This window comes from Streptomyces sp. NPDC092045 (assembly GCF_044756005.1).
Taxonomy (GTDB): domain Bacteria; phylum Actinomycetota; class Actinomycetes; order Streptomycetales; family Streptomycetaceae; genus Streptomyces.
This window is the reverse complement of record NZ_JBIVSC010000001.1, coordinates 569999-595960: the sequence shown is the minus strand read 5'-3', so window position 1 is coordinate 595960 and position 25962 is coordinate 569999. Positions and strand designations below refer to the sequence as shown.

Genomic DNA, 25962 nt, shown 5'->3' with positions numbered 1-25962 from the left:
CACCTCACAGTCGTCGACCGGGACGGCACCCGGACAGCTGCGGACCCTACCGACCGTCAACACTCTGTTGAACTGCCCGGATGCGGCCCGCGGCGAGACATTGCACGTTAGGGCGGAAGTTTTTCCGGCTCGTTAACTTCGGCTTTGCGTTCTCATGATCATCCGACCGGTGACACCCCCTAGGGGGTGCCGGGCTCGCGGTGGCGGGCGGCGAGGCCGAAGTGCCCCTGTTCGCCGGGAGCGGAGTCGAGGGAATGGAAGCCGGAGACCGAGCGGACCACCCGCTCCTCCTCCGGCTGCGCCGCCCCTTCGAGCACGTCCAGGTCGGCGGCGGACACCAGGGCGACGAGGGGCTTCCCGTGGCGGGTGACGACGACGCGTTCACCGCCGTACACGACGCGGTTGATGAGGTCCGCGAGCTCGGCTCGCGCTTGCGTCACCGGGATCTCGTAGGTCATGCTCCTCATCTTACGGCCTGTACGTCCTGTACATTTTTTACAGATGGAGGCGCCCGCCATGAAGGCTCGACACGTCCTGCCCGGGTTCACGGAGCGAACCGGCTCCGGGACGCGGACCCTCGATCCGTACACGAAGCTGCTGGAGTCCCGGATCGTCCTCCTCGGCACCCGGGTCGACGAGGTCTCGTCCAACGACGTGATCACCCAGCTCCTGTACCTGGAGTACGCCGCGCCCGAGCAGGACATCGCGCTCTACATCAACTCCCCCGGCGGCTCCGTCACCGCCATGACCGCCATCCACGACACGATCCGGACCCTCGCCTGCGACGTGGCGACCACCTGTCTGGGCCGGGCCGCCTCCAGCGCCGCCGTCCTGCTCGCCGCCGGCACCCCGGGCAAGCGGACGATGCTCCCCGGCGCCCGCGTCACGCTCCGGCAGCCCGCCGCGGAGGAGCCCCTGCACGGACGGCCGAGCGACCTCGACGTCCATGCCCGCGAACTGCTCCGCCAGCGCGCCCTGATGGCCGGGCTGCTCGCCGGGCACACCGGACGGAGCAGCGAGCGGGTCGAGGCCGACCTCGACCGCCTCGCGGTCCTGGACGCCCCGGCCGCGGTCGAGTACGGGCTCGTGGACCACGTGATCACGAGCCGGCGCGCCGCGGCCGGCCGCGCGGCGCGGTGAGCGGACCGTGGTTCCCGAGCCGCCGCCGCTGCCGGCCCTGACGCGGGCCGAGGGCGAGCTGATCGACGCGTACCTCGCGGTCGTCGACCTCCTGGGGAAGATCAATCCATCCAGAAGTACGCATACCTATGGGGCCCTGAGGGCGGCTCAGGCCCTGGTGGGACGCGCGGAGGAGCTGCGCGAGGCGCTGGCCCTCATGCACGCGCGGGGTGAGAGCGAGGTCCACGCGGACACCCTGGCGCGCGCCCTGCGGGTGTTGGACGGGGAGCGGCGGGCCGGCCGGGTCACGCTCCCCCGGGCATGACGGAGTTGACATTCCGGCATGTCGTGTCGAGGGCCGGACGGCCGACGCCCCCGCCGGAACGGCTCGTCCGTTCGGTGGAGTCGACGAGTCGACATGTGGCTCGGGCGAGTTGCGCACGGGGTGTACACATCTGGCGGAATCGGACGTTCCCTCGCTGGTGCGGGGCTCGTCGGCCAAACCTCCGACGATCACGAAAGCATCCTGTCCACCCGAATGGATCAGTCGTGAGGACTCTCACATAACGCCGTTTCCACTCGGATTTCGACCAGGCTGTGGGGCAAGATCCCTGCCGACGACAAGCCCCCGCCATCCGAGGCGGGGCGGTCCGGGCGGACGCCGAGTCCTGCCGCCGTCCCGGACGCCTGGTCGACAGGATTGGATCGGCAGGAGTGGAGGACCCGAGCAGTACGGGCCGTACGCGCTGTTTCCGCAGCGGGGCCGGCCCTTGGGGTGAAGCCGCAGCCGCGGCCGGGCATCTTCGCCTGCCCGAACCCGACAGGTCATCCTTCACAGGCGGCTGACGAAGGGTTGCGCATGACTGCGCAGATGTACGTCCCGTCCCTGCTGTCCCGGGCCGGAGCCGTCTCGGCTCTCACCCTCGCCGCCGTCGGCGGCACGCTGTTCGCGCCGGGCGCGGCACCGGAGGCACAGGCGGCGACCGCACACGCGAACAAGGCGCTGAGCGTCGCCGCCGCCAAGAAGGGGGCGCCCTACCGCTACGGGGCCACGGGACCCTCCCGGTTCGACTGCTCGGGCCTGACGCTCTACGCGTACAAGCAGGCGGGCAAGTCGCTGCCCCGCACCGCGCAGCAGCAGTACAACAAGACGAGCCGGGTCTCCGCCGGCAGCCGGCAGCAGGGGGACCTGGTCTTCTTCCACTCCGGCGGGAAGGTCTACCACGTGGGCATCTACGCCGGGAGCGGCAAGATCTGGCACTCGCCCAAGACGGGCTCCTGGGTGAAGCTCGACAAGATCTGGACCTCGAAGGTCTCCTACGGACGCGTCCGGTGACCCCGCCCGGGCGCTGAGCGGGCGCCGGAGGGGAGGCCGGGGGTGCGGCGGCGCCGCCGCACCCGGACCGCCCCCGCCGCCCCGGCCGCGCCACGCCGGAGGGGCCCGGGGACGCGCCGGACGGGCCCGGGGGCGCGCCGGACGCCTTCTAGGGCGTGTGTCGAAAGTAGCGCCGTCTGCCCGGAGGGCAGGCCCGGCGGTGTCCGGTGCGTGCGATCGCAAGGCGGAGGGTCGCCCCGATACTTGTTGCATCGGGGTGATCCCGACAACGCGGCCGGGGGTGCCCCCGTGCCCGCAGGGCTACGGGGGAGTGCCTGCCGGGCGCCGCCGGGCAGGCGGGACTTTCGACACACGCCCTAGCAGACCACCGGCGCGGCCGCCTTCCACGGCAGGGTGATGCCGACCGTCTTGCCGCCGTCCGGGGTCGGGGTCACCGAGAGGCGGCCGCCGGACCCCGCCGCCAGGGATCGGATGATGACCATGCCGCGTCCGTTGTCCTGCTGGACCGCCGCGGGGAGGCGGCGGGGCAGGCGCGGATGGCTGTCCGTGACGCCGACGTGGAGCTGCTCCCCGCGCTCGAGGCGGACGTCGACCGTGAAGGTGGGCGACTGGCCGAAGGTGTGCAGGACGGCGTTGGTGGCCAGCTCCGAGACGATCAGACGGACCGCGTCCGCCTGGTCGGAGAGTTCGTCGAGGCCCCAGCCGGTGAGGACCTCCGCGACGTACCGCCGGGCGGTGGGGACCGAGGCGGGCTCGCTCGGCAGGGTGACGGTTGCTTCCTGATGGTCTGCCATGGCGACTCTGTCCCTTTCCCGCCGGGGCCGCTGCCCCGGATAGCACTGCGCGTCAGAGTCCCACCGATGGTGCCGCGCCGTACCGGGTTCCACCAGGAAAGAGCCGCCCCTGTCGCCCGAAGCGGTGAACCGTACGAACCGTGAACGGCCCCGGCGCGGCCCTCAGGCGGCGGGGGCGGTCCGCAGGACCGTCTCCACCGCGCGGCCGATCTGCGCGTCCGTCAGGTCGGCGCGGGCCGTCAGGCGCAGGCGCGAGACGCCGTCGGGGACGGACGGGGGCCGGAAGCAGCCGACCGCCAGGCCCCGTTCCCGGCAGTCCGCCGCCCAGCGCAGCGCCGCCTCCGGGGAGGGGGCGCGGACCGAGACCACGGCCGCGTACGGCCGGGCCGCCGTCAGACCGGCCGCGGTGAGCCGCTCGTACAGGGTGGTGGCGACGGTGCGGACCCGCGCGGCGAGCCCCGGTTCGGCGGCGATCAGCCGCAGGCTCGCGAGGGCGCCGCCGACGGCGGCCGGGGCGAGGCCGGTGTCGAAGATGAAGGTGCGGGCGGCGTTCACCAGGTGCTCGATCACCCGGGCCGGGCCGAGGACCGCGCCGCCCTGACTGCCTAGGGACTTGGAGAGGGTCAGGGTGGCGACCACGTCCTCGTCGCCCGCGAGTCCGGCGCCGTGCGGCGCGCCCCGGCCCCCGTCGCCGAGGACGCCGAAGCCGTGGGCGTCGTCCACGACGAGACCGGCGCCGTGCGCGCGGCAGGCGGCGGCGAACTCCGCGAGCGGGGCCCGGTCGCCGTCGACGGAGAAGACGGAGTCGCTGACGACGAGGGCCCGGCGCCCGGGGTGCGCCTCCAGGGTCTTGCGCACGGCCTCGGGGTCGGCGTGCGGGACGACGGCGGTCTCGGCGCGCGCCAGGCGGCAGCCGTCCACCAGGGAGGCGTGGTTGGCGGCGTCCGAGACGATCAGGGAGTCCCGGCCGCCGAGCGCGGTGAGCACCGCGAGGTTGGCGGTGTAGCCGGAGGAGAAGACGAGGGCCGCCTCGAAGCCGCAGAAGGCGGCGAGTTCGCGCTCCAGGTCGGTGTGGAGCAGGGTGGTGCCGGTGACGAGCCGGGAGCCGGTGGAGCCGGCGCCCCAGCGCCGGGCCGCCCCGGCCGCCGCCTCCGTGACCTCGGGCCTGCGGGTGAGGCCGAGGTAGTCGTTGCCCGCCAGGTCGAGGAGGTCCGACTCGGCCGCCCGGGGCCGCAGCGTGCGCACGAGGCCGGCGTCGGCCCGGCGGCGCGCCTCGGCCCCGGTCCAGTCGAACGCGGTGCGGCGCGGGCCCGCGGCCCGCGCGTCGTCGGCCTGTGGCATGCGGGATCCTCCGTCGGCGCCTCCGGCCGTCCGGCCGGTGCCTTTTGTAGGCAGCGCACAGACCCTAACCGGAGGAGACCGGGATCGTGGTGTGGTCATCCACACACCCCGAACGGGGGCGTTTGTTCGGATCCTCCTTGGCCCGGGGGCGGGCGGTAGGCCAGGATCAGCGGTTATGGACCTGCTGAACACGCTGGTGGAGAAGGGGCTGCGGCGCGAGCCGCCGACCCGTGAAGAAGCGCTCGCCGTCCTGGCGACCTCCGACGACGAACTGCTCGATGTGGTGGCCGCGGCCGGCAAGGTGCGCCGTCGGTGGTTCGGGCGGCGGGTGAAGCTCAACTACCTGGTCAACCTGAAGTCCGGCCTGTGCCCCGAGGACTGCTCGTACTGTTCGCAGCGGCTCGGCTCCAAGGCGGAGATCCTCAAGTACACCTGGCTGAAGCCGGACGAGGCCTCGAAGGCGGCCGCGGCGGGCGTCGCGGGCGGCGCCAAGCGGGTCTGCCTGGTGGCGAGCGGGCGCGGTCCGACGGACCGGGATGTCGAGCGGGTCGGCAGGACCATCGAGGCCATCAAGGAGGAGAACGAGGGCGTCGAGGTGTGCGCCTGCCTCGGTCTGCTCTCGGACGGCCAGGCGGAGCGGCTGCGGGAGGCCGGCGCCGACGCGTACAACCACAACCTGAACACCTCCGAGGCGACGTACGGCGGGATCACCAAGACCCACACGTACGCCGACCGGGTGGACACCGTGCGCAAGGCGCACGCCGCGGGGCTCTCGGCCTGCTCGGGTCTGATCGCGGGCATGGGCGAGGCCGACGAGGACCTGGTCGACGTCGTGTACGCGCTGCGGGAGCTGGGCTCGGACTCGGTGCCGGTCAACTTCCTCATCCCGTTCGAGGGCACCCCGCTCGCCAAGGAGTGGAACCTGACGCCGCAGCGCTGCCTGCGGATCCTGGCGATGGTGCGGTTCGTCTGCCCCGACGTCGAGGTGCGGATCGCCGGCGGCCGCGAGGTGCACCTGCGCTCGATGCAGCCGCTCGCGCTGCACATCGCGAACTCGATCTTCCTGGGCGACTACCTGACCAGCGAGGGCCAGGCCGGCCAGGCCGACCTGGACATGATCGCGGACGCGGGCTTCGAGGTGGAGGGCGCGGGCACGCCCACGCTGCCCGCCCACCGCGCGGACGCGCTCGCGGCGGCCGGCGGCGGCTGCGGTTCGGGCGCTCCGGCGGGGAGCGGCGGCGGCTGCGGTTCGCACGCTCCGGCGGAGAGCGGCGCGGCGGAGAGCGGCGCGGCGGAGAGCGGCGCGGCGGAGAGCGGCGCGGGCTGCGGCCCGCACTCCGGCGGCGGCTGCGGTCCGTGCGGCGGGCACGCCCCGGTCCCCGAGCCCGCCGAGGCGCCGGCCGCCGAGGCCGGGCCGGGCGGCGCCCGGACCGATCTGGTGGCGGTGCGCCGCCGGGGAGCCGGTACGGACCTCGCGCCGAATGCGTAACGACGAGCTCCTCGCCCTGGACCGGGCGCACGTCTGGCACCCGTACGGCCCCATGCCGGGCCGCACGGACCCGCTGGTCGTCGCGTCCGCGTCCGGGGTGCGCCTCCGGCTCGCCGAACCCGCCGAGGGGCGGGACGAGTTGATCGACGGCATGTCGTCGTGGTGGTCGGCGGTGCACGGCTACAACCACCCCGTCCTCAACGAGGCGGTGCGCGGCCAGCTCGACCGGATGAGCCACGTCATGTTCGGCGGGCTCACCCACGAGCCGGCCGTCCGCCTCGCGAGCCGGCTCGTGGAGATCACCCCCGAACCGCTGCGGCACGTCTTCCTCAGCGACTCGGGCTCGGTCTCCGTCGAGGTGGCGGTCAAGATGTGCCTGCAGTACTGGCGTTCGCTCGGCCGCCCGGAGAAGCGGCGCCTCTTCACCTGGCGCGGCGGGTACCACGGGGACACCTGGCAGCCGATGTCGGTGTGCGACCCCGAGGGCGGGATGCACGAGCTGTGGACCGGGGTCCTCCAGCCCCAGGTCTTCGCGGACGCCCCGCCGGCCGCGTACGAGGAGTCGTACGCCGAGCTGCTGCGGACCGCGATCGGGCGGCACGCGCACGAGCTGGCCGCGGTGGTCGTGGAGCCGGTGGTGCAGGGCGCGGGCGGGATGCGCTTCCACGACCCGGCGTACCTGCGGGTGCTGCGGGAGGCCTGCGACGAGCACGGCGTGCTGCTGGTGTTCGACGAGATCGCGACCGGGTTCGGGCGCACGGGCACGCTGTTCGCGGCCGACGCGGCCGGGGTCTCCCCCGACGTGATGTGCGTGGGCAAGGCGCTGACGGGCGGTTACCTGTCGATGGCCGCGACGCTCTGCACGGGCCGGGTGGCCGACGGGATCTCGCGGGGCGAGGTGCCGGTCCTGGCGCACGGGCCGACCTTCATGGGCAACCCGCTGGCCTCCGCCGTGGCCCTGGCCTCGATCGACCTGCTGCTCTCCCAGGACTGGCGGGGCGAGGTCGGGCGGATCGGGGCGGGGCTGCGCGACGGGCTCGCCCCGGCCGCGGACCTGCCGGGCGTGCGGGACGTGCGGGTGCTCGGCGCGATCGGGGTCGTCCAGCTCGACCACGGGGTCGACATGGCGGCGGCGACGCGCGCGGCGGTCCGGGAGGGCGTGTGGCTGCGCCCGTTCCGGGACCTGATCTACACGATGCCGCCGTACGTGACGGGCGACGAGGACGTGGCCCGGATCTGCGCGGCGGTACGGGCCGCCGCGGCGGCGGGCTGAACGGAAGCAAGGATGGAGCGGGCAGTGGGAATCGTCGTCGTCAGCGGCACCGGGACCGAGATCGGCAAGACGGTCGTGACCGCGGCGGTCGCCGCCGCCGCGACCGCCGCCGGACGGTCGGTCGCGGTCCTGAAGCCGGCGCAGACGGGCGTCGGACCGGACGAGCGGGGCGACGCGGACGAGGTCGTACGGCTCTCGGGCGCCGCCGCCTCGGCCGAGCTGGGCCGCTTCCCGGAGCCGCTGGCCCCGGGCACGGCCGCCCGGCGGGCCGGTCTCGCGCCGGTCGGGCCCCGGGAGGTCGCCGAGGCCGCCCGGAAGCTGGCCGCCGGGCACGACCTGGTCCTGGTGGAGGGGGCGGGCGGGCTGCTCGTCCGCTTCGACGGGGAGGGCGGCACGCTCGCGGACGCGGCGGCGCTGCTCGGCGCGCCGGTCCTGGTGGTGGCCCCGGCCGGGCTCGGGACGCTCAACTCGACGGCCCTGACGGCCGAGGCGCTGCGGGCGCGCGGGATCGAGCAGCTCGGCGTGGTGGTCGGCAGCTGGCCGGCCGCGCCGGACCTGGCGGCCCGCTGCAACCTGGCGGACCTGCCGGAGGCGGCGGACGCGCCGCTGCTCGGAGCCGTGCCGGAGGGGTCGGGGACGCTGTCCCCGGCGGAGTTCCGGGCGGCGGCGGGCGGCTGGCTGGCCCCGGCCCTGGGCGGGACGTGGGACGCGGAGGCGTTCACGGGGGCGCACGCGGAGCCGTACGGGGGCTGAGCGGCGGGCCCGGTCCGGGAGGGGCGTACGGGAGCTGGGTGACGGGCCCGGTTCCGGAGGGCGTGCCGGGGCGGTGCGAAGGGGTACGGGGCGGCCGGCGCCCCGGCCACCGGCCGTCCGAAGAGACGCGGGGACGACCGGCGTCCCGGCCCGTCGTCCGGCCCCGGGCCGCGCCGCTCCGTAGGCTGGACGTACGCGCGTCCAGGCACGAGGAGCCCACGATGTCGTCTCCGCGGTCGGCGCCCGGCGGTCCGCCCCGGGTGCACCACCCCCTCTTCGCCCGCTTCTACGCCCGGTTCAGCGTCTCCGCCGAGACGCGGGGCGGGATCGGGGCCCTCCGGGCGGAACTGCTCGCCGGGCTCGCCGGCCGGGTGGTCGAGGTCGGCGCCGGGAACGGGCTGAACTTCGGGCACTACCCGGTCGGGGTCACGGAGGTCGTGGCCGTCGAGCCGGAGGCCCGGCTGCGCGAACCGGCCGGGAAGGCCGCGCGGCGGGCGGCCGTTCCGGTGACCGTGGTGCCGGGGACGGCCGAGGCGCTGCCGGTGGAGGACGGCTCCTTCGACGCGGCGGTGGTCTCCCTGGTGCTGTGCACGGTGCGGGACGTGCCGACGGCCCTCGCGGAGCTGCGCCGGGTCCTGCGTCCGGGCGGCGAGCTGCGCTTCTTCGAGCACGAGGCGGCGAAGACGCCGGGGCTCGCGCGGGTGCAGCGGGGCCTCGACCGCACGGTGTGGCCGCTGCTCTTCGGCGGCTGCCACACCTCCCGCGATCCGCTGGCGGAGATCGGCGGGGCCGGGTTCGCCCTCGGCCCGTACCGCTCCTTCGACGTGCCGGAGGGCGGGCCCCGGCTGCCGTCCTCCCCCTGCGTCCTGGGCACGGCGCGGCGGTGAGGCGGCACCGTCCCGCTCCCCGGAACCCCCTGGCACGGCCGGAGGCCGCCGTGATGGGATCCGGCCATGATCGATCCGCAGATACGTGCCGCCACCGTCGCCGAGGCCGAGGCCGTCCTGGCCTTCTGGCGGGAGTCCGCCGAGGGGACGTCGGTCTCGGACGACGTCCCCGGGGTCACCCGGCTCGTCGAGCGCGACCCGGAGGCCCTGCTCCTCGCCCTGGCCGACGGACGGATCGTCGGGTCCGTGATCGCCGGGTGGGACGGCTGGCGCGCCTCCCTCTACCGGCTGGCCGTCCTGCCCGCGTACCGGCGCCGGGGGATCTCCGCCGCGCTCCTGCGGGCGGCCGAGGAGCGGTTCGCCGCGCTCGGCGGACGGCGTGCGGACGCCATGGTCCTGGAGGCGAACGGAACGGGGCGGATGGTGTGGGCGGCGGCCGGGTACGAGCGCGAGGACCACTGGCGCCGCTGGGTGAAGCCGCTCGCGAAGTGAGGAGGGCAAGGGTGACCACCAGCCCGCTTTGCCTGTCCTTTACCATGGTCCCCACATTCCGACGACCGAAAGGTGTGAGCGTCCGCCCATGGGCGAGCCTCCCAGTAGCACTGGTTCCGCAAGACTCGAGAGTTCCGGCTCCGGCCGCCGACGCCGAGCGATCCTCCTCCCGCCGCGTGATCATGGGACGGAGGTGAACCGATGACCGAAGTGCTTCTGCTCCTCCTCGCGCTCCTGCTCTCCCTCGCGTGCGGCGCCTTCGTCGCGGCCGAGTTCTCGCTGACCACGGTCGAGCGCGGCGAACTCGAGGCCGCGGCGAAGCGCGGCGAGCGCGGTGCGGCGGGCGCGCTCAAGGCCGTCAGGTCGCTGACGTTCCAGCTCTCCGGCGCCCAGCTCGGCATCACCGTCACCAACCTGGTGGTCGGCATGCTGGCCGAGCCGTCGATCGCCGCGTTGATCAAGGGCCCGGTCGAGGCCCTCGGCCTCTCCGCCGCGGTGGCCTCCTCGGTGGCCCTGGTCCTGGGCACCGCCCTGTCGACCGTGGTCCTGATGGTGGTCGGCGAGCTGGTCCCCAAGAACTGGGCCATCTCCTCGCCGCTCGCCGTGGCGAAGGTCGTGGCCACCCCGCAGCGCGTGTTCACGGCCGCCTTCAAGCCGCTGATCAGCCACCTCAACAACACCGCGAACCGGATCCTGCGCCGGCTCGGCATGGAGCCGACCGAGGAGCTGGCCTCCGCGCGCTCCCCGCAGGAGCTGGTGGCCCTCGCCCGGCACTCCGCGAAGGAGGGGGCCCTGGAGGCGGACACGGCCGAGCTGTTCGTCCGCACCCTCAACCTGGCGGAGCTGACCGCCGAGAACGTGATGACGCCCCGCGTGCAGGTCACCGCCCTGGACGTGCAGGCCACCGCCGAGGACGTGGCGAACGCGACCCGCGCGACCGGCCTGTCCCGCTTCCCCGTCTACCGGGACAGCCTGGACGCGGTCGTCGGCATCGCCCACATCAAGGACGTCCTGGCCATACCGGCGGCCGAGCGGTACCGCCGCCCGATCGGCGAGATGCTGCGCGAGCCGCTGCTCGTCCCCGAGACGCTGACCGTCGACAGGCTGCTCGACCGGCTGTCCGGGAAACAGACGATGGCGGTCGTCATCGACGAGTACGGCGGCACGGCCGGGGTCGTCACCCTGGAGGACATCGTCGAGGAGGTCGTCGGCGAGGTGCGCGACGAGCACGACCCGCACGAGACCCCCGACCTGGCGCGGGCCGGCGAGGACGCGGACGGGCGCGCGCTGTGGTCCGCCGACGGCGCGGCCCGCACCGACCAGCTCGGCACGATCGGCCTGAAGGTGCCGGACGGCCCGTACGAGACGCTCGCGGGCGTCGTCGCCCACGAGCTGGGCCGCATCCCGGCCGTCGGCGACGGCGTGGAGCTGGCCGGCTGGCGGCTCGACGTCGTGGACGCCTCGGGCCGGCGCGCGGCCCGCGTGCTGCTGCACGAGCCCGTGCACGCCGTCGAGGACGAGACCGGGGAGGCCGGCCGATGATCGCGATCCAGTTGCTGATCGGCCTGCTCACGCTGGTCGTCAACGCCTTCTTCGTCGGCGCCGAGTTCGCCCTGATCTCGGTACGCCGCAGTCAGATCGAGCCCCTGGCCGAGGCCGGGGACAAGCGGGCGCGCAGTGTCGTCTGGGGCCTGGAGCACGTCTCCGCGATGCTCGCGGCGGCCCAGCTCGGCATCACGCTGTGCACCCTGGTCCTGGGCATCGTCGCCGAGCCGGCCATCGCGCACCTCCTCGAACCGGTCTTCGACGCGGTCGGCGTCCCGCACGGCCTGGTGCACCCGATCTCGTTCGTGATCGCCCTGTCGCTCGCGACGTACCTGCACATGCTGCTCGGCGAGATGGTGCCGAAGAACATCGCGCTCGCCGAGCCGACGCGCTCGGCGCTGCTCCTCGGGCCGCCCCTGGTGACGCTCGCCCGGGCGCTGCGGCCGGTGATCTTCACGATCAACGCCTTCGCGAACACCCTGCTCAAGCTGTTGCGGGTGGAGGTCAAGGACGAGGTCTCCGCGACCTTCTCGGACGACGAGCTGGCCCGCATGGTCACCGACGCGGGCGACGCCGGGCTCCTGGACGACCGGGCCGCCGAGCGGCTGCACGACGCCCTGGAGCTGGGCCGCCGTCCCGTGCGGGACGTGGTGATGCCGGCGGACAAGGTGGTGTCCACCCCGGTCGGCACCACCCCGGAGGAGCTGGAGGCGCTGTCGGCGCGGACCGGGTTCTCCCGCTTCCCCGTGGTCGACCCCGAGCGGCACATCCTGGGCTATCTGCACGTCAAGGACGCCCTGGACATCGTCCCGCGCGACCTGCCGTTCCCGGTGACGTCGCTGCGGCCGATCGCCCGGGTGCGGGCGGACACGCCGCTGGACGACGTCCTGACCGCGATGCGCCGCAGCCGGACGCACCTGGCGGCGGTGCTCGACGAGAACGACCGGCCGGGCGGCCTCGTGGCGATGGAGGACGTGCTGCGCGAGCTGGTGGGGCGCCCCGCGGCGTCGTGACCGGTCCGTAGGGGCGGCGAGGAGGGCCCCGGGATCCGTCCCGGGGCCCTTCGGGCGTTTCCCGTACGGGCCGAGGGGCTCCGTACGTACGGGTCAGAGCGCGGTGGCGGCCAGCCAGTCGTCCAGGAGGCCCCGGTCGCCGGTGTGCGCGAAGCGGGGCTCGTCGGCCCCGTACCGGTGGCGCAGCAGGAGCAGCAGCTCCCCGGCGTCCGCCTCGACGGCGGCGGTCGGCCCGGCGCCGCCGCTCCCCCGGGTCCAGGTGAAGCCGCCCCCGCCGAGGACGAGGTTCCAGACGGTGCCGGCGTCGCGGGCGGTGAGGCGCAGGACCGCCCCGTCCCGGCCGAGCCGGGAGACCGGCTCGGCGATCCGGGCGACGTACGGGGCGTCGGTCAGGAAGTGGTCGACGGCGTCCGCGGCCGTGCCGGGGTCGAGGGGACCGGCCTTCCCGTCGACGGCGAGCTCGGCGTCGGCGAGGTGGACCAGGGTCTCGACGAGCACGTGGCGGGGGTAGTGGCGGACGTGCGGGTCGGCGCCCGGGGACCAGACGGGGGCGTCCGGGTCGGCGTCGCGCGCGGTGGCGGCGAACCGCTCGGCTCCGGCGACGAGCCAGTCGGCGTACGCGGCGGGGCCGGCCGGCGGGTCGAGGGGGAGGTCCTCCGCGCGGACGCGGACGGCGGAGCGGGTCCGTACGAGGTGCTCGGCCCAGCGGTGGACGGTGCCGACGTGCCGGGCGAGGTCCGCGAGGGTGCGGCCGGGACGGCCGGGGACGGGGGTGGCGGGGTCGGCGTCGCGGACGAGGGCGGCGAGGCGGCGGGTGTGGTCCAGGGCGGCGTCGCAGGCGGCGGCGTGGGTGTCCTCGGTGAGCCCGAGGCCCTCGGAGACCTCGAGCAGCCCGTTCCGCCGGGGGCCCTCGGGCGCGCGCAGGGCTGCCGCGCGGAACAGCCCGTCGAGGGTCCGCCGGTCGGCCGCCGTGAGCCCGGCGAGGGCGTGCCCGGTGGACTCCAGCCACTCGACCGCCGTGTCGGGGTCGAGGACGTCCTCGTCGGAGGTCTCGACGGCCGTCACCAGTCCGGCCAGGGCCTCGGCCAGGGCGCTCAGGAGCGCGTCGCTCATCGGGTTTCCCCTCCCGGGTTCTCCACGGCACGCCTCGCATACCGCGCGGTATGATCGCTCCGCCATGGAGATCAATGCCACGTACAACAGTTTCGTCGCCCTCGGCGACAGCTTCACCGAGGGTATGTCGGACCTGAGGCCCGACGGTTCCTACGGCGGCTGGGCCGACGCCCTCGCGGGCCGTCTCGCCGCCCGCTCCCCCGGCTTCCGCTACGCGAACCTCGCCGTGCGCGGGAAGCTCATCGGACAGATCGTCGAGGAGCAAGTCGGCCCGGCCGCAACGATGGAGGCCGATGTGGTCACCCTCGTCGGCGGCCTCAACGACACCCTGCGCCCCAAGGTCGACATGGTCCGGGTGAGGGACCTCCTCACCGAGGCAGTGGAACGCCTCACACCGGCCTGCGGGCAGCTCGTCCTGATGCGCAGCCCCGGCCGGAACGGGCCCGTCATGGAGCGCTTCCGGCCCCGGATGGAGGAGCTCTTCGCCCACATCGACGGGCTCGCCGCCCGGCACGGCGCCCTGGTCGTCGACCTGTACGGGGCGCCGTCGCTCGGCGACCCCCGCCTCTGGGACGTGGACCGGCTCCACCTGACGGCCGAGGGGCACCGGCGGGTCGCCGAGGCCGTGTGGCAGACCCTCGGCCTGGAGCCCGGGGAGGACTGGCGCACCCCGCTGCCGCCGACCGCGCCCCCGCGCTGGGCGAGCCGGCGGCTCGCGGACGCCCGCTTCGCCAGGGAGCACCTGGGCCCCTGGATCGGCCGGCGCCTGACGGGCCGCTCCTCCGGCGACGGCCGCGCGCCCAAGCGCCCGGAGCTGCTTCCGTACGCGCCCTCGGCGAGCGTCCGGTCCGAGCGTCCGTGACCCGCGTCTCGTAGCAAGCTCCACATCGGGCGGCGGCGCCGACCTGCAGAAACCGCCAGGTAAACTCTGCCCACGTGACTGCTGTGACTGCGAAGCCCCGCATCCCCAACGTTCTGGCCGGCCGCTACGCCTCCGCGGAGCTCGCCGTCCTCTGGTCCCCCGAGCAGAAGGTGAAGCTGGAGCGCCGGCTGTGGCTCGCCGTGCTGCGTGCGCAGAAGGACCTCGGGATCGAGGTTCCGGAGGAGGCCCTCGCCGACTACGAGCGCGTCCTCGACCAGGTCGACCTCGGCTCCATCGCCGAGCGCGAGAAGGTCACCCGGCACGACGTGAAGGCCCGCATCGAGGAGTTCAACGCCCTCGCCGGCCACGAGCACGTCCACAAGGGCATGACCTCGCGCGACCTCACCGAGAACGTCGAGCAGCTCCAGATCCGGCTCTCCCTGGAGCTGATGCGGGACCGCACGGTCGCCGTCCTCGCCCGCCTCGGCAGGCTCTCCGCCGAGTACGCCGAGCTGGTCGTGGCCGGCCGCTCGCACAACGTCGCCGCCCAGGCGACCACCCTCGGCAAGCGGTTCGCGACGGCGGCGGACGAGCTGCTCGTGGCGTACGCGCGCCTGGAGGAGCTGCTCGGCCGCTACCCGCTGCGCGGCATCAAGGGCCCGGTCGGCACCGCGCAGGACATGCTCGACCTGCTCGGCGGCGACGCCGGCAAGCTGGCCGACCTGGAGCGCCGGATCGCCGGCCACCTCGGCTTCGCGCACGCCTTCACCTCGGTCGGCCAGGTCTACCCCCGCTCGCTCGACTACGACGTGGTCACCACCCTGGTCCAGCTGGCCGCCGCGCCCTCCTCGACCGCCAAGACGATCCGCCTGATGGCGGGCCACGAGCTGGTCACCGAGGGCTTCAAGCCCGGCCAGGTCGGCTCCTCGGCGATGCCGCACAAGATGAACACCCGCTCCTGCGAGCGCGTCAACGGCCTCATGGTCATCCTGCGCGGCTACGCCTCGATGACCGGCGAGCTGGCCGGCGACCAGTGGAACGAGGGCGACGTGTCCTGCTCCGTGGTCCGCCGGGTCGCGCTGCCGGACGCCTTCTTCGCCCTGGACGGCCTCCTGGAGACCTTCCTGACCGTGCTCGACGAGTTCGGCGCCTTCCCGGCCGTCGTCGCCCGCGAGCTGGACCGCTACCTGCCCTTCCTGGCGACCACCAAGGTCCTCATGGGCGCCGTGCGCGCCGGGGTCGGCCGCGAGGTCGCCCACGAGGCCATCAAGGAGAACGCCGTGGCCTCCGCGCTCGCCATGCGCGAGCGGGGCGCCGAGCGCAACGAGCTGCTCGACAAGCTGGCCGCCGACGAGCGCATCCCGCTGGACCGGGCGCAGCTCGACGAGCTGATGGCGGACAAGCTGTCCTTCACGGGCGCCGCCGCCGACCAGGTCGCCGCCGTGGTCTCCCGCGTGGACGAGATCGTGAAGCGGCACCCGGAGGCCGCCGCCTACGCCCCCGGGGCGATCCTCTGACCCCCTCCCCCCGGTTCACCCGGCAGGAGCTGGAGGCCGCCCGCGACCGCGTCGTTCCGGACGTGGTCGCGAGCGGCCTCTCGGTGCTCTTCTGCGGGATCAACCCGGGTCTGACGACGGCGGCGTCCGGCCACCACTTCGCCCGGCCGGGCAACCGGTTCTGGCCGGTGCTGCACCTGTCGGGGTTCACGCCGAGGCAGCTGCGGCCGGACGAGCAGGAGGAGCTCCTGACGTACGGCCTGGGGATCACGAACGTGGTGGAGCGGCCGTCCGCGCGGGCCGACGAGCTGACCCGCGAGGAGTACCGGGAGGGCGGGCGGCTGCTCACCGGGCGGGTGGAGCGGCTGGCGCCGCGCTGGCTGGCGATCGCCGGGGTCACGGCGTACCGCGCGGCCTTCGACGAGCCGAAGGCGGCGATCGGGCCGCAGGAGCGGACGATCGGCACCACCCGGATCTGGGCGCTGCCCAGCCCGAGCGGTCTCAACGCCCACTGGTCGACGGAGGCGATGGCCGAGGAGTTCGCCCGCCTCCGGGAGGCGGCGGGGGTCGAGCGGCGCACGGAGGCGTAGGACCCGTCCGGCCGCGATCCGCCGTACGGGTCCGGGACTCCGCCGGTCCCGTGCGCGGCCGGGACTCGCGGCGGGCGGGGGCCGTACGCGGCCGGGGCGGGCGGGTTCCGCCGGGCGGCGAACGGGGCGTCCGGCACGTCCCGTTCCGCTTCCCGCGCCTCCGGGGTCCTCACCGCGGTGCGGGCCGTCCGCCCCCGGAATCGCCGGTCCCGCGGGCCGGGGGCCCGGACCGCCGCCGGCACCGCGCGCACGGACCGTCACCCAAGCGTGACGGGGCGGCACTCGCCGCGTAAGGACCCATTGAGTACCATCCGCCTGAGTGGCGCACGAGCTGGGAGGACAGACGGTGGGGCGGCTGACCGGCGGGGATCCGTCTCTGCTGCGGCGGATCAACTCCGCGGTGGTACTCCATGCGCTGCGGGGCGCCGACGCGCCCACGCTCACCGATCTGACCCGGATCACCGGTCTGTCGCGGCCCACGGTCGAAGGGGTCGTGGAGGGCCTCATGGAGGGCGGGCTCGTCGTCGAGTCGGCGCCCGAGGAGGGCGAGGCCCGCCGGCAGGGGCGTCCGGCGCGGAGGTTCCGCTTCCGCGCGGAGGCCGGCCATCTGCTCGGCATCGAGATCGGCCCGCACCGGGTGGCCGCGCTGCTCTCCGGTCTCGACGGACGGATCATCGGCGCCGGGTCCCGCGAGGTGTCGGAGACGGCGCCCGAGGACGAGCGGCTCGACCGGGTGCGCACGGTCGTCGCGGACGTGCTGCGCAGGGCCGGGGTCGCCCGGTCGAACCTGCGGGCCGTGGGCGTGGGCACGCCCGGCATCGTGGAGGCCGACGGGACGGTGCGCCTCGGCACGGCGCTGCCGGGCTGGACGGGCCTGGCCCTCGGCGAGCGGCTGCGGCGCTCCTTCCGCTGCCCGGTGATCGTGGAGAACGACGCCAACGCGGCGGCCGTCGCCGAGCACTGGAAGGGCGCGGCAACCGACTCCGACGACATCGTGTTCGTGCTCGCCGGGCTGAGTCCGGGCGCCGGTTCGCTGATCGGCGGCCGGCTGCACCGCGGTTTCGGCGGGGCGGCCGGCGAGATCGGCGCCCTGCACCTGCTCGGCCGGGACGTCACCCCCGAGCACCTGCTCTCGACCACGGACGAGCCGCTGCACCCGCTGGACGAGCAGGCGGTCGCGGAGGTGTTCGCGCTGGCCAGGAAGGGCGACGCGCGGGCCGGGGCGGCGGTGGAGCGGTTCATCCAGCGGCTCGTGCACGACGTGGCGGCCCTCGTCCTGGCCATCGACCCCGAGCTGGTCGTGGTGGGCGGCTGGGCGGCCGGTCTCGACGGGGTGCTCCAGCCGCTCCGCGAGGAGCTGGCGCGGTTCTGCCTGCGGCCGCCCCGGGTGGTGCTCTCCCTGCTCGGCGAGGCCGCGGTGGGCACGGGGGCGCTGCGGCTCGCGCTCGACCACGTCGAGGAGCAGCTCTTCGCCGTCGACGGAACGGTGACGGCCCGCCGCTGAACCGCCCGGGGGCGGTCCCGGGGCGGGCCGGTGCCTGTCGTCGGGGAGCGCGGGCTACGAGGCCATGACCAGGTCGACCGAGTCGCCGAAGGTGAGGCGGCAGGTGTCGGCCCGGTAGGTGGCCACGGAGACGGCGGCGGTGCGGCCCCCGGAGAGGTAGCGGGTGGTCACGACGAGGACGGGCGCGCCGGGCAGCCGGTCGAGCTCCCTGGCGTCGTCGGCGCGGGCGGAGCCGAGCTCGACGGAGCGGTCCTGGCCGTCCAGGGCGAGGTGCTGGAGCTCGCGGAGCACGGCGCGGGCGCGGGCCGGGCCCGCGGGGGCGTCGATGCCGCTGAGGTCCGGGACGGAGTCGGCCGGCACGTAGAGCAGTTCGGCAGCGACCGGCTGGCCCTGGCTGACGCGGAGGCGGCGGACGACGTGCACCCGGTCCTCGGCGCCGGTCTCCAGGACGCGCGCGACGGCGGCCGGGGGCACGTCGGAGGCGGAGTCCAGGGACTGCCAGGCCTCGTCGCCGACGCCCGGCCAGGTGTGCTGGGTGGTGGAGACGTCCACGCCGACGCGCGGCGGGGCGACCGTGGTGCCGACGCCGCGGCGGCGCTGGAGGCGCCCTTCCAGCTCCAGCTGCTCCAGGGCCTGCCGGAGCGTGGCCCGGGCGACGCCGAAGCGCGCGGCGAGCTCGCGCTCGTTGGGGAGGATCTCCCCGACGGCGAAGTCCGAGTCGAGCGCTTCGCCGATCACTGTCTTGAGGTGCTGGTACTTCGGTTCCGGTACCGATGCCAGCTGCGTGGTCCCCACCCTGATCCTCCGCAATTCGCCGTGTCCCGCGGCGTTTTTCCGCGCCCTTGTTTATTAAAGGTTCCTGCACTAACTCTGCGACCATAAGGCGAGCCACCCCCTTGGTCAAGACCAATCCTCTGGTGAAAACCCCGGAATGTGGCCCTCTGACCTAGATCGTTCACAGGACGTTCGCACCCCTGTGAGGCGCCGGTAGCGGAAAACCCCCGCACGGGGGCGGCGGAGGCGGGGGTTCGTGCGGCGGCGACCGCACCGGGCGACGAGGACGCGCGCCCCTCGGACACTCCGGAGCCCCCGGGAGCCCTCCGGAGCCCTCCCGGGAGAGAACGCCGTGTTATGGCCAAGTGTTATTACCGCGTCCGCCCCCCTCTTCGGAATCATGGGTCATGTCCATGCCGAACCACCGCCCCGCCGGCGGGACTCCGGCATGCGCGCGGCCCCTCCGGGCCGCCCGCCCCCCACACGCGCGCCCCCGGGCGCGCCCACCGAATAGAGGAACCTTGCGCATCACACGGCTCGTGCCCGCCCTCGCGGCCGCGGCGGTCTCCGTCCTCGCCCTGCTCGCCCCCACCGCCTCGGCGGCACCGGCGCCCGCGCCCCCGGCCGTCCAGGCCGTGCAGCCGATCATCGGCGGCGGCTACGCCTCCAACGCCCCGTGGGCGGCCCGGCTGCTCTCGAACGGCCGGGAGACCTGTTCGGCCACGATCATCGCCCCGACCTGGATCCTCACCGCCAAGCACTGCGTCACCGGCGGCGGGCTCTCCTTCCGCATAGGCAGCCTCGACCAGCACAGCGGCGGCACCCTGGCCAACGGCGCCCAGACCTACACGCACAGCTCGGACCTGGCCCTCGTCCGCCTCGACCGCTCGGTGTCGGCGACCTACGCGACGCTCGGCCAGCCGGGCACCGTGCGCGTCGGCCAGAGCGTCCAGGTGTACGGCTGGGGCGCCACGTCCCAGTGCGGCTCGGAGGCCAACTGCCAGTCCCGCTACCTGAAGGTCGCCAACGTCACCGTCACCAGCGGCTGCACCGACGCCTACGGCGGCTCCGCGATCTGCGCCCGCCGGGGCGACGGCATCACCGCCGGCGGCGACTCCGGCGGTCCGATGATGGCCGCGGGCGTCCAGGTCGGCGTCGCCTCCACCAGCGACCGCCAGACCACCACGGCGTACACCAACGTGACGGCGTACCGCTCCTGGATCAAGTCGATCGCGGGCGTGTGACGCGCTCCCTCCCCGACCGGCGACGGGCCTCCCACCGCGATGCGGTGGGAGGCCCGTCGCCGTGCCCGGGGGTCAGGCGCCCTTCAGGCCGTGGAACTTGTCGGGGTTCCGGATGATGTGGACGGTCTGGACGCGTCCGTCCCTGACTTCGAGCTGGATCACCGTGTCGGGGCGCCCGTCGACGAACGCGACCAGGGCCGGAGCGCCGTTGACCTCGACGAGGCGGTGCTCGTACCGGGAGTCCGCGTCCGCCGCGACGGCGTTGAGGAAGCGGCCGACCTTGTCCGCGGTCTCGATGACCCGCAGCGGCGCCTTGGACTTGCCGCCGCTGTCGCCGACGAGGCGCACGTCCGGGGCGAGCAGGGCGAGGAGTTCGCCGAGGTCGCCGCCCGAGGCCGCGGCGAGGAAGCGCTCGGTGAGGTCGCGGCGCTCGGCCGGGTCGACGTCGTAGCGCGGCCTGCCCTCCGCCACGTGGCGCCGGGCGCGCCCGGCGAGCTGGCGCACGGCCGCCTCGGAGCGGTCCAGGGCGGCGGCGATCTCCCCGTACGGGAAGCCGAAGGCCTCGCGCAGCACGAAGACGGCCCGTTCCAGGGGCGAGAGGGATTCGAGGACGACCAGGACGGCGAGCGAGACCGAGTCGGCGAGCAGGGCGCGCTCGGCGGTGTCGGGGGCGGCCGGGCCGAAGTCGGTGACGACGGGCTCGGGCAGCCAGGGGCCGACGTAGGTCTCGCGGCGCGTGCGGGCGAGCCGGAGCCGGTCCAGGGCGAGGCGGGTGGTGATCCGCACGAGGAAGGCGCGCGGCTCGCGGACGTCGCCGCGGTCGCCGGCGGTCCAGCGCAGCCAGGCCTCCTGGACGACGTCCTCGGCGTCGGCGGCGCGCCCGAGCATCCGGTAGGCGACTCCGAGGAGCATCGGGCGGTGCTCCTCGAAGAGTTCGGTCGGCGTGTCGGTGGGGATGTCGGTGGGCACCCGCCCATCCCAGCCCAACGCCTCCGGCCTGTCCAGTTCGGGCCGGGCCCTTGAACTCCTGGCTACCGACCGGTAATTGTTACTGACGGGTCGTCCAAGAGGTGTCAGGACGGTGTCACGACAGGGAGTCCGCATGTCCGCACGGATCACGTTCACGATCGAGACCCCCGCGGGTCCCCGGACGACGTCCCTGACGTACGAGAGGAGGGGCGCGGGCGAGCCGCTGCTGCTCCTCCACGGCATCGGGCACCACTGGCAGGCCTGGGAGCCCGTCCTCGACGTGCTGGCCGCCGAGCGGGACGTGATCGCCGTCGACCTGCCCGGCTTCGGCGCCTCCGACGCGCTGCCCGAGGGATCCCCGTACGACCTGTCCACCGTCGTCCCCGTCCTCGGCGCCTTCTGCGGGGCCCTCGGCGTGGAGCGTCCGCACGTGGCCGGGAACTCGCTCGGCGGGCTGCTCGCGCTGGAGCTGGGCCGGGAGGAGCTGGTGCGTTCGGTCACCGCCCTCTCCCCCGCCGGCTTCTGGACGGAGGCCGAACGCCGGTACGCCTTCGGGACGCTGCGGGCCATGCGGGGCGCGGCCCTGTCGCTGCCCGTGCCGGTGATCGAACGGCTCTCCCGCACGCCCGCCGGGCGCACCGCCCTCACCAGCACCATCTACGCCCGGCCCGCGCGGCGCTCACCCGACGCGGTCGTCGCCGAGACGCTCGCGCTGCGCGGCGCGACCGGCTTCCACCAGACCCTGGCGGCGGGCCGGACCGTGCTCTTCCGCGACGACGTCTCCTCCTCGGTCCCCGTCACCGTCGCCTGGGGCACCCGCGACCGGCTGCTCCTGCGCCGCCAGGGCGTCCGCGCGAAGCACGCCCTGCCCGGCGCGCGGCTCGTCCGGCTGCCCGGCTGCGGCCACGTGCCGATGAACGACGACCCGGCCCTCGTCGCCCGCGTCGTCCTGGACGGCAGCCGCTGAGACCGCTCTCGTACGGGTGAACAGGCCGGTGCCCAGGGCGGCGCCGGCCCCCACGAGCAGGCTGCCCACCGCCTGCGGGAGGCCGAAGGACGCGCCCGCGACCAGGACGGCGCTCAGCGCGGCGGCGACCGGGATCGCTCCGGTGAAGAGGGTGGCCCGCTCCATGCCGATCCGCTGGACGCCCGTGTAGAAGAGGACGAAGCCGACGACCGTGGCCAGGGCCGCCTGCCAGACGAGCGCCCCCGCCTCGACGCCCGTCGGCGTCCGCACGAAACCGGCGCCGTCCACGAGCAGGCCGAGGAGCGCCGCCTCGGCCGCGCCGACCCCGCAGACGGCGGCCGTGAGCAGCTTCGGGCCGAGGATCCGCAGCACCGGGACGGCGAGGACCGTGAACCCCACCTCGCCCGCGAGCGCCGCCACCGACCAGCCGATCCCGGCCGCGTCCGTCCTCCCCCAGCCCTGCACGGTGAACGCCCCGGCGGCGACGAGCAGCGCCCCGTACAGCACGGGACGGGCCGGCCTGCGGCCCTCGGCCAGCGGGACAAGGACGGCGACGACGACCGGCGCGCAGCCCACCAGGACGCCCGGGACGGCCGGCTCGGCGGTCCGCTCGGCGGCCAGGACGGCGAGGTTGAAGCCGATCATGCCGACGGCCGCGAGGGCGGCGAGCCGCACCAGGTGACGGGCGGTCAGGAGCCGGAGCGGGGCGAGCCCGCCGCGGCCGAGCAGCGGGAGCAGGAGCAGACAGGCGGCCCCGTAGCGGAGCGCCTGGCCGCCCGCGTACGGATAGGCGCCGAGCAGGCTGTTCGCGGTGAAGGAGGCGCCGACGAGGGCGTAGGCGAGGGTCACGAGCAGGACCCCGCGCAGGGAGTTCGCGTTCATGGTGACGACGCTAGGAAGCCGCGCGGCCCCGGTTAAGGTCCACTTCCATGACTCCATCGAGGACCACTTCGGGCGGGGCGCCGGGGCCCGCCGGGCAGCCCGCGTGGGAGCTGCTGCTCCCGGCCGTCGGGGCGCCGGCGCGCCGGCGGGGCCGGGCGCTCCAGGAGGCGCTGCGCGAGGCGGTCCGCTCGGGGCGGCTCGCGGCCGGGACGCGGCTGCCGTCCACCCGCGAGCTCGCGGCCGACCTCGGCGTCTCGCGGGGGCTCGTCACCGAGGCGTATGAGCAGCTCACCGCCGAGGGGTACCTGCGCGGCGAACGGGGTGCGGGGACCTGGGTGGGCGGCGCGGTGCGGGCGCCCGGCGGGGGCGGGAGCGGGACGGGCGGTACGGCCGGGGCGGACGGGCGCGGGGTGCGCGGTCCGGTCGCCGGGGTGGGCGGTCCGGTCGCCGGGCCGCCGGGGCCGGGCCTCCGGGTGGACTTCCGGCCGGGGGTGCCGGACCTGTCGCTGTTCCCGAGGAGCGCGTGGGCGGCGGCGCAACGCTCCGTCCTGGCGCGGCTGCCCCACCGGGCGCTCGGCTACCCGGACCCGCGCGGGCTTACCGAGCTGCGCGGGGCGCTGGCCGGGATGCTGGTGCGACGGCGGGGCGTGGTGGCCGATCCGGAACGGCTCGTGGTCTGTTCGGGCGTGGCGCAGGCGTCGACGCTCCTGGGGTTCGTGCTGCGGGCGCGGGGACTGCGCGCGGTCGGCGTCGAGGATCCCGGCAGCCCCGAGCACGGGCGCCTCTTCGCCTCCACCGGCATGGAGACGGTGTGGCTGCCGCTGGACGGGGAGGGCCTGCGGCCGGGGCCGCTCGCCGCCTCGGGGGTGCGGGCCGTGGTCGTGACGCCCTCGCACCAGTTCCCGTCCGGCATCGGCTGGTCGGCGGAGCGGCGCACCGCGCTCCTCGACTGGGCGCGGACGGTCGACGGCTACGTCCTGGAGGACGACTACGACGGGGACTTCCGGTACGACCGGGCGCCGGTGGGCGCGCTCCAGGGGCTCGATCCGGAGCGGGTCGTCTACGCGGGATCGGTCAGCAAGTCGCTGGCGCCCGGGCTGCGGCTCGGCTGGGCCCTGGTCCCCGAGGCGCTGCTCGACGAGGTCGTGGAGCGGAAGCGGACGATGGACCTGGGCAATCCGGTGCTCGACCAGGCCGTCCTGGCGGAGTTCGTGACGCGGGGCGGGTACGACCGGCAGCTCCGCCGCTGCCAGCGCGCCTACCGGGAGCGGCGGGACGCGCTGCTCGCCGCCCTCGCCGAGCACCTCCCCGGCACCGGGGTGAGCGGCATCGCGGCCGGACTGCACGTCATCGCGCGCGTACCGGCGCGCTTCGGGCCGCCGGAGCGCTTCCTGGCGCGGGCGGCGGAGGCGGGGGTGGCGCTGCGGTCCCTGGAGGAGTACGGCACGGCACGGCCGGCGGACGGGGACGTACGGCTCGTCATCGGCTACGCGCACCTGTCGCCGTCGGCGGTCGCGGAGGGGATCGGGCTGCTGGCGGGGGCGGTCGGGGGGCCGGTGGGGAGCTGAGCTCGCGGGGCCGGCGGGCCGGGGTGGAGGGGCCGGGTCCGGGGGCCGGTGGGGAGCTGAGCTCGCGGAGTCGGTGGGCCGGGGCGGAGGGAGCGGATCCGAGGGCTGGTGAGACCGAACCGGAAGAACCGGGTCCGAGGGTGAGCGCTCCCCACGAGAGGCCCGGAGGGGCCGCCCGAGCGATCTGTTCACGCGGGGTTCGCGCGGGCGCCGCCCCCGGCCGCTAGGCATGAGGCGGCGTACCGCCCACGACCGGAATCGACCACCTCCCGGAGGCCCTTCCATGTCCCACCCCGTGCCCGGCTCCTCCCCCGCGCCCGCGCGGCGCGGCCTCCTGCGCGGCTCGCTGGCCGCGTCGGCCGCGCTCGCCCTCGGCCCCGCCGCCCCCGCGTTCGCGCTCTCCGGCCGCCCCCGGGCCGCGTGGGGCGTGCAGGCCGGTGACGTCACGGCCTCCTCCGGTCTGGTGTGGGTGCGCTCCGACCGGCCGGCGCGCATGGTCGTCGAGACCTCCGCGACCGAGTCCTTCCGGCGGGCGCGCCGCCACCGGGGGCCGCTGCTCGGGGCGGGCACGGACTTCACCGGCACCACGGCCCTGCACGGCCTGCCGGCGGGCGAGCAGATCCACTACCGGGTCACCCTGGCGGACCCGGACGACCCGCGCCGTACCGGCGAGCCGGTCACCGGCACGTTCCGCACGGCCCCGGACCGGCGCCGCGACGGCGTCCGCTTCCTGTGGTCCGGGGACGTCGCGGGGCAGGGCTGGGGCATCAACCCGGACATCGGCGGCTTCCGCGCGTACGAGGAGATGCGCCGTCTCGATCCGGACTTCTTCCTGTGCAGCGGCGACGCGATCTACGCGGACGGGGTGATCGAGCCGAGCGTGACCCTGCCGGACGGGCGGATCTGGCGGAACGTCACGACGCCGGAGAAGTCCAAGGTCGCCGAGACCCTGGACGAGTACCGGGGCAACTTCCGGTACAACCTCCTCGACCGCAACGTCCGGGCGTTCCACGCGCAGGTGCCGTCGGTCGTACAGTGGGACGACCACGAGGTGCGGAACAACTGGTACCCGGGGCAGATCCTGGACGACCCCCGGTACGCGGAGAAGGACGTGGACGTCCTCGCCGCCCGCGCGGCGCGCGCCTTCGGCGAGTACACGCCGGTCTCCACCCTCCACGTGCCCGGTGGGCGCGGGCGGGTGCACCGGGTGGTGCGGTACGGGCCGCTGCTCGACGTGTTCGTGCTCGACATGCGCTCGTACCGGAACGCCAACTCGCCGAACCGCCGGACCGACGACACCACCGGCATCCTCGGCGCGGAGCAACTGGCCTGGCTGAAGCGGGAGCTGGCCGCTTCGACGGCCGTGTGGAAGGTGCTCGCGGCCGACATGCCGATCGGCCTGGTCGTGCCGGACGGGGCGGCGGACTTCGAGGCGATCGCGCAGGGCGATCCGGGCGCGCCGCTGGGCCGCGAGCTCCAGATCGCGGAGCTGCTGCGGTTCGTCAAGCACCGGCGGATCACCGGCACGCTGTGGCTGACGGCGGACGTGCACCACACCTCGGCGCAGCACTACGCGCCGGAGCGGGCGGCCTTCGAGGACTTCGCCCCCTTCTGGGAGTTCGTGACGGGGCCGCTGGCGGCGGGCGCGTTCCCGGCGAGCGCGCTGGACGGGACCTTCGGCCCCGAGCGGGTCTTCGTGCGGGCGCCGGAGCGGGCGAACCTGTCGCCGATGGAGAGCCCGCAGTACTTCGGCGAGGTCGACATCGACGGTCACAGCGGCGACCTGACCGTGCGGCTGCGGGCGGAGGGCGGGAAGGTCCTGTTCAGCAAGGTGCTGCGGCCGGGGCGCGTCGGGCAGTAGACGGGCGCGCCGGGCAGTGGGACGGGGGCGCCCGGCGGCGGGGGCGTTCAGTGACAGGGAGTCGTCCGGCGACAGAGGCCTCTCCACGGC

At 75.1% G+C, this 25962-nt stretch carries 24 protein-coding genes, 1 pseudogene and 1 riboswitch; of the genes and pseudogenes, 18 read left to right on the top strand and 7 right to left on the bottom strand.

Features of this window, described 5'->3' with window-relative positions:
• Positions 1 to 179: 179 nt before the first annotated feature.
• Positions 180 to 458 carry a type II toxin-antitoxin system Phd/YefM family antitoxin gene (locus ACIQKA_RS02785; protein ID WP_383158079.1) on the bottom strand — a complete coding sequence of 93 codons (279 nt, stop codon included), beginning with the start codon at positions 456 to 458 and terminating at the stop codon, positions 180 to 182.
• A gap of 58 nt (positions 459 to 516) precedes the next feature.
• Here ACIQKA_RS02785 and ACIQKA_RS02780 point away from each other — a divergent pair, with 58 nt between their 5' ends.
• The 3 genes from ACIQKA_RS02780 to ACIQKA_RS02770 all read left to right on the top strand — a co-directional run bounded on the left by ACIQKA_RS02780 (position 517) and on the right by ACIQKA_RS02770 (position 2455).
• Positions 517 to 1140 carry an ATP-dependent Clp protease proteolytic subunit gene (locus tag ACIQKA_RS02780; RefSeq protein ID WP_402539755.1) on the top strand — a complete coding sequence of 208 codons (624 nt, stop codon included), beginning with the start codon at positions 517 to 519 and terminating at the stop codon, positions 1138 to 1140.
• Between the two features lie 7 nt (positions 1141 to 1147).
• Positions 1148 to 1444, top strand: coding sequence for a hypothetical protein (locus ACIQKA_RS02775; protein ID WP_383437691.1), 297 nt, complete (start codon positions 1148 to 1150; stop codon positions 1442 to 1444).
• Between the two features lie 400 nt (positions 1445 to 1844).
• A riboswitch (cyclic di-AMP (ydaO/yuaA leader) is annotated at positions 1845 to 1975 on the top strand.
• Positions 1976 to 1978: 3 nt separating this feature from the next.
• Complete coding sequence (locus tag ACIQKA_RS02770; RefSeq protein WP_376234350.1) at positions 1979 to 2455, top strand: C40 family peptidase; 477 nt, start codon at positions 1979 to 1981, stop codon at positions 2453 to 2455.
• Between the two features lie 356 nt (positions 2456 to 2811).
• Here the strand turns inward: ACIQKA_RS02770 and ACIQKA_RS02765 are convergent, their stop codons facing one another.
• Both ACIQKA_RS02765 and ACIQKA_RS02760 read right to left on the bottom strand, forming a co-directional pair.
• Positions 2812 to 3249: an ATP-binding protein gene (locus ACIQKA_RS02765; RefSeq protein ID WP_390106997.1), complete on the bottom strand. Its 438-nt coding sequence runs from the start codon at positions 3247 to 3249 to the stop codon at positions 2812 to 2814.
• A 162-nt stretch (positions 3250 to 3411) separates the two neighbouring features.
• Positions 3412 to 4590 carry an 8-amino-7-oxononanoate synthase gene (locus ACIQKA_RS02760; RefSeq protein ID WP_402539753.1) on the bottom strand — a complete coding sequence of 393 codons (1179 nt, stop codon included), beginning with the start codon at positions 4588 to 4590 and terminating at the stop codon, positions 3412 to 3414.
• 175 nt (positions 4591 to 4765) lie between these two features.
• Between ACIQKA_RS02760 and bioB the strand changes: the two genes are divergently transcribed.
• The 7 genes from bioB (at position 4766) to ACIQKA_RS02725 (ending at position 12042) form a co-directional block, all read left to right on the top strand.
• The gene (gene bioB / locus ACIQKA_RS02755; RefSeq protein WP_402539752.1) at positions 4766 to 6079 is read left to right on the top strand and encodes a biotin synthase BioB; all 1314 of its coding nucleotides are present in this window, start codon (positions 4766 to 4768) and stop codon (positions 6077 to 6079) included.
• A complete protein-coding gene (locus tag ACIQKA_RS02750) occupies positions 6072 to 7352 on the top strand; it encodes an adenosylmethionine--8-amino-7-oxononanoate transaminase (RefSeq protein WP_391093899.1) in 1281 nt (426 codons plus the stop codon). The genes bioB and ACIQKA_RS02750 overlap by 8 nt, the downstream gene beginning before the upstream one ends.
• A gap of 12 nt (positions 7353 to 7364) precedes the next feature.
• A complete protein-coding gene (gene bioD, locus ACIQKA_RS02745; protein WP_383437707.1) occupies positions 7365 to 8105 on the top strand; it encodes a dethiobiotin synthase in 741 nt (246 codons plus the stop codon).
• Positions 8106 to 8326: 221 nt separating this feature from the next.
• On the top strand, positions 8327 to 8992 hold the full coding sequence (locus ACIQKA_RS02740; protein WP_402539749.1) for a class I SAM-dependent methyltransferase: 666 nt from the start codon (positions 8327 to 8329) through the stop codon (positions 8990 to 8992).
• Between the two features lie 66 nt (positions 8993 to 9058).
• On the top strand, positions 9059 to 9484 hold the full coding sequence (locus ACIQKA_RS02735; protein ID WP_383158102.1) for a GNAT family N-acetyltransferase: 426 nt from the start codon (positions 9059 to 9061) through the stop codon (positions 9482 to 9484).
• Between the two features lie 201 nt (positions 9485 to 9685).
• The gene (locus ACIQKA_RS02730; RefSeq protein WP_402539747.1) at positions 9686 to 11026 is read left to right on the top strand and encodes a hemolysin family protein; all 1341 of its coding nucleotides are present in this window, start codon (positions 9686 to 9688) and stop codon (positions 11024 to 11026) included.
• Positions 11023 to 12042, top strand: coding sequence for a hemolysin family protein (locus ACIQKA_RS02725; protein WP_383158107.1), 1020 nt, complete (start codon positions 11023 to 11025; stop codon positions 12040 to 12042). Before ACIQKA_RS02730 ends, ACIQKA_RS02725 begins: the two co-directional genes overlap by 4 nt.
• Positions 12043 to 12135: 93 nt before the next feature.
• Here the strand turns inward: ACIQKA_RS02725 and ACIQKA_RS02720 are convergent, their stop codons facing one another.
• Complete coding sequence (locus ACIQKA_RS02720) at positions 12136 to 13155, bottom strand: maleylpyruvate isomerase N-terminal domain-containing protein (RefSeq protein ID WP_383158110.1); 1020 nt, start codon at positions 13153 to 13155, stop codon at positions 12136 to 12138.
• 64 nt (positions 13156 to 13219) lie between these two features.
• On the opposite strand from ACIQKA_RS02720, the gene ACIQKA_RS02715 reads away from it, so the two are divergent.
• The 4 genes from ACIQKA_RS02715 to ACIQKA_RS02700 all read left to right on the top strand — a co-directional run bounded on the left by ACIQKA_RS02715 (position 13220) and on the right by ACIQKA_RS02700 (position 17607).
• Positions 13220 to 14017, top strand: coding sequence for an SGNH/GDSL hydrolase family protein (locus ACIQKA_RS02715; RefSeq protein WP_383158112.1), 798 nt, complete (start codon positions 13220 to 13222; stop codon positions 14015 to 14017).
• Between the two features lie 74 nt (positions 14018 to 14091).
• Positions 14092 to 15534 carry an adenylosuccinate lyase gene (purB, locus tag ACIQKA_RS02710; protein ID WP_383158115.1) on the top strand — a complete coding sequence of 481 codons (1443 nt, stop codon included), beginning with the start codon at positions 14092 to 14094 and terminating at the stop codon, positions 15532 to 15534.
• Between the two features lie 62 nt (positions 15535 to 15596).
• On the top strand, positions 15597 to 16103 hold the full coding sequence (gene mug / locus ACIQKA_RS02705) for a G/U mismatch-specific DNA glycosylase (RefSeq protein WP_383437717.1): 507 nt from the start codon (positions 15597 to 15599) through the stop codon (positions 16101 to 16103).
• A 346-nt stretch (positions 16104 to 16449) separates the two neighbouring features.
• Positions 16450 to 17607: an ROK family transcriptional regulator gene (locus ACIQKA_RS02700; RefSeq protein WP_383158127.1), complete on the top strand. Its 1158-nt coding sequence runs from the start codon at positions 16450 to 16452 to the stop codon at positions 17605 to 17607.
• Between the two features lie 54 nt (positions 17608 to 17661).
• On the opposite strand, the gene ACIQKA_RS02695 is transcribed toward ACIQKA_RS02700, so the two are convergent.
• Positions 17662 to 18402: a GntR family transcriptional regulator gene (locus ACIQKA_RS02695; protein ID WP_383158120.1), complete on the bottom strand. Its 741-nt coding sequence runs from the start codon at positions 18400 to 18402 to the stop codon at positions 17662 to 17664.
• Between the two features lie 500 nt (positions 18403 to 18902).
• Between ACIQKA_RS02695 and ACIQKA_RS02690 the strand changes: the two genes are divergently transcribed.
• The gene (locus tag ACIQKA_RS02690) at positions 18903 to 19625 is read left to right on the top strand and encodes a S1 family peptidase (RefSeq protein ID WP_383158122.1); all 723 of its coding nucleotides are present in this window, start codon (positions 18903 to 18905) and stop codon (positions 19623 to 19625) included.
• A 72-nt stretch (positions 19626 to 19697) separates the two neighbouring features.
• Here ACIQKA_RS02690 and sigJ read toward each other — a convergent pair whose 3' ends face one another.
• A complete protein-coding gene (sigJ, locus tag ACIQKA_RS02685; protein WP_383158795.1) occupies positions 19698 to 20582 on the bottom strand; it encodes an RNA polymerase sigma factor SigJ in 885 nt (294 codons plus the stop codon).
• 145 nt (positions 20583 to 20727) lie between these two features.
• On the opposite strand from sigJ, the gene ACIQKA_RS02680 reads away from it, so the two are divergent.
• A complete protein-coding gene (locus ACIQKA_RS02680) occupies positions 20728 to 21561 on the top strand; it encodes an alpha/beta fold hydrolase (protein WP_383158764.1) in 834 nt (277 codons plus the stop codon).
• A gap of 45 nt (positions 21562 to 21606) precedes the next feature.
• Here the strand turns inward: ACIQKA_RS02680 and ACIQKA_RS02675 are convergent.
• Positions 21607 to 22206, bottom strand: a pseudogene (locus ACIQKA_RS02675) (EamA family transporter); the annotation flags it as partial.
• Between the two features lie 284 nt (positions 22207 to 22490).
• On the opposite strand from ACIQKA_RS02675, the gene ACIQKA_RS02670 reads away from it, so the two are divergent.
• Together ACIQKA_RS02670 and ACIQKA_RS02665 are read left to right on the top strand one after the other, a co-directional pair.
• Entirely contained in the window at positions 22491 to 24011 is a 1521-nt protein-coding gene (locus ACIQKA_RS02670) for a PLP-dependent aminotransferase family protein (protein WP_402539744.1), read from the top strand.
• Between the two features lie 283 nt (positions 24012 to 24294).
• Complete coding sequence (locus ACIQKA_RS02665; protein WP_402539742.1) at positions 24295 to 25872, top strand: alkaline phosphatase D family protein; 1578 nt, start codon at positions 24295 to 24297, stop codon at positions 25870 to 25872.
• Positions 25873 to 25962 lie beyond the last annotated feature (90 nt).

What these genes read in the sequence shown, in the direction of transcription:
- ACIQKA_RS02785 (WP_383158079.1), bottom strand. Translation starts at nt 458, where the DNA reads ATGACCTACGAGATCCCGGTGACGCAAGCGCGAGCCGAGCTCGCGGAC.
- ACIQKA_RS02780 (WP_402539755.1), top strand. Translation starts at nt 517, where the DNA reads ATGAAGGCTCGACACGTCCTGCCCGGGTTCACGGAGCGAACCGGCTCC.
- ACIQKA_RS02770 (WP_376234350.1), top strand. Translation starts at nt 1,979, where the DNA reads ATGACTGCGCAGATGTACGTCCCGTCCCTGCTGTCCCGGGCCGGAGCC.
- ACIQKA_RS02765 (WP_390106997.1), bottom strand. Translation starts at nt 3,249, where the DNA reads ATGGCAGACCATCAGGAAGCAACCGTCACCCTGCCGAGCGAGCCCGCC.
- ACIQKA_RS02760 (WP_402539753.1), bottom strand. Translation starts at nt 4,590, where the DNA reads ATGCCACAGGCCGACGACGCGCGGGCCGCGGGCCCGCGCCGCACCGCG.
- bioB (WP_402539752.1), top strand. Translation starts at nt 4,766, where the DNA reads ATGGACCTGCTGAACACGCTGGTGGAGAAGGGGCTGCGGCGCGAGCCG.
- ACIQKA_RS02750 (WP_391093899.1), top strand. Translation starts at nt 6,072, where the DNA reads ATGCGTAACGACGAGCTCCTCGCCCTGGACCGGGCGCACGTCTGGCAC.
- bioD (WP_383437707.1), top strand. Translation starts at nt 7,365, where the DNA reads ATGGAGCGGGCAGTGGGAATCGTCGTCGTCAGCGGCACCGGGACCGAG.
- ACIQKA_RS02740 (WP_402539749.1), top strand. Translation starts at nt 8,327, where the DNA reads ATGTCGTCTCCGCGGTCGGCGCCCGGCGGTCCGCCCCGGGTGCACCAC.
- ACIQKA_RS02735 (WP_383158102.1), top strand. Translation starts at nt 9,059, where the DNA reads ATGATCGATCCGCAGATACGTGCCGCCACCGTCGCCGAGGCCGAGGCC.
- ACIQKA_RS02730 (WP_402539747.1), top strand. Translation starts at nt 9,686, where the DNA reads ATGACCGAAGTGCTTCTGCTCCTCCTCGCGCTCCTGCTCTCCCTCGCG.
- ACIQKA_RS02725 (WP_383158107.1), top strand. Translation starts at nt 11,023, where the DNA reads ATGATCGCGATCCAGTTGCTGATCGGCCTGCTCACGCTGGTCGTCAAC.
- ACIQKA_RS02720 (WP_383158110.1), bottom strand. Translation starts at nt 13,155, where the DNA reads ATGAGCGACGCGCTCCTGAGCGCCCTGGCCGAGGCCCTGGCCGGACTG.
- ACIQKA_RS02715 (WP_383158112.1), top strand. Translation starts at nt 13,220, where the DNA reads ATGGAGATCAATGCCACGTACAACAGTTTCGTCGCCCTCGGCGACAGC.
- ACIQKA_RS02680 (WP_383158764.1), top strand. Translation starts at nt 20,728, where the DNA reads ATGTCCGCACGGATCACGTTCACGATCGAGACCCCCGCGGGTCCCCGG.
- ACIQKA_RS02670 (WP_402539744.1), top strand. Translation starts at nt 22,491, where the DNA reads ATGACTCCATCGAGGACCACTTCGGGCGGGGCGCCGGGGCCCGCCGGG.
- ACIQKA_RS02665 (WP_402539742.1), top strand. Translation starts at nt 24,295, where the DNA reads ATGTCCCACCCCGTGCCCGGCTCCTCCCCCGCGCCCGCGCGGCGCGGC.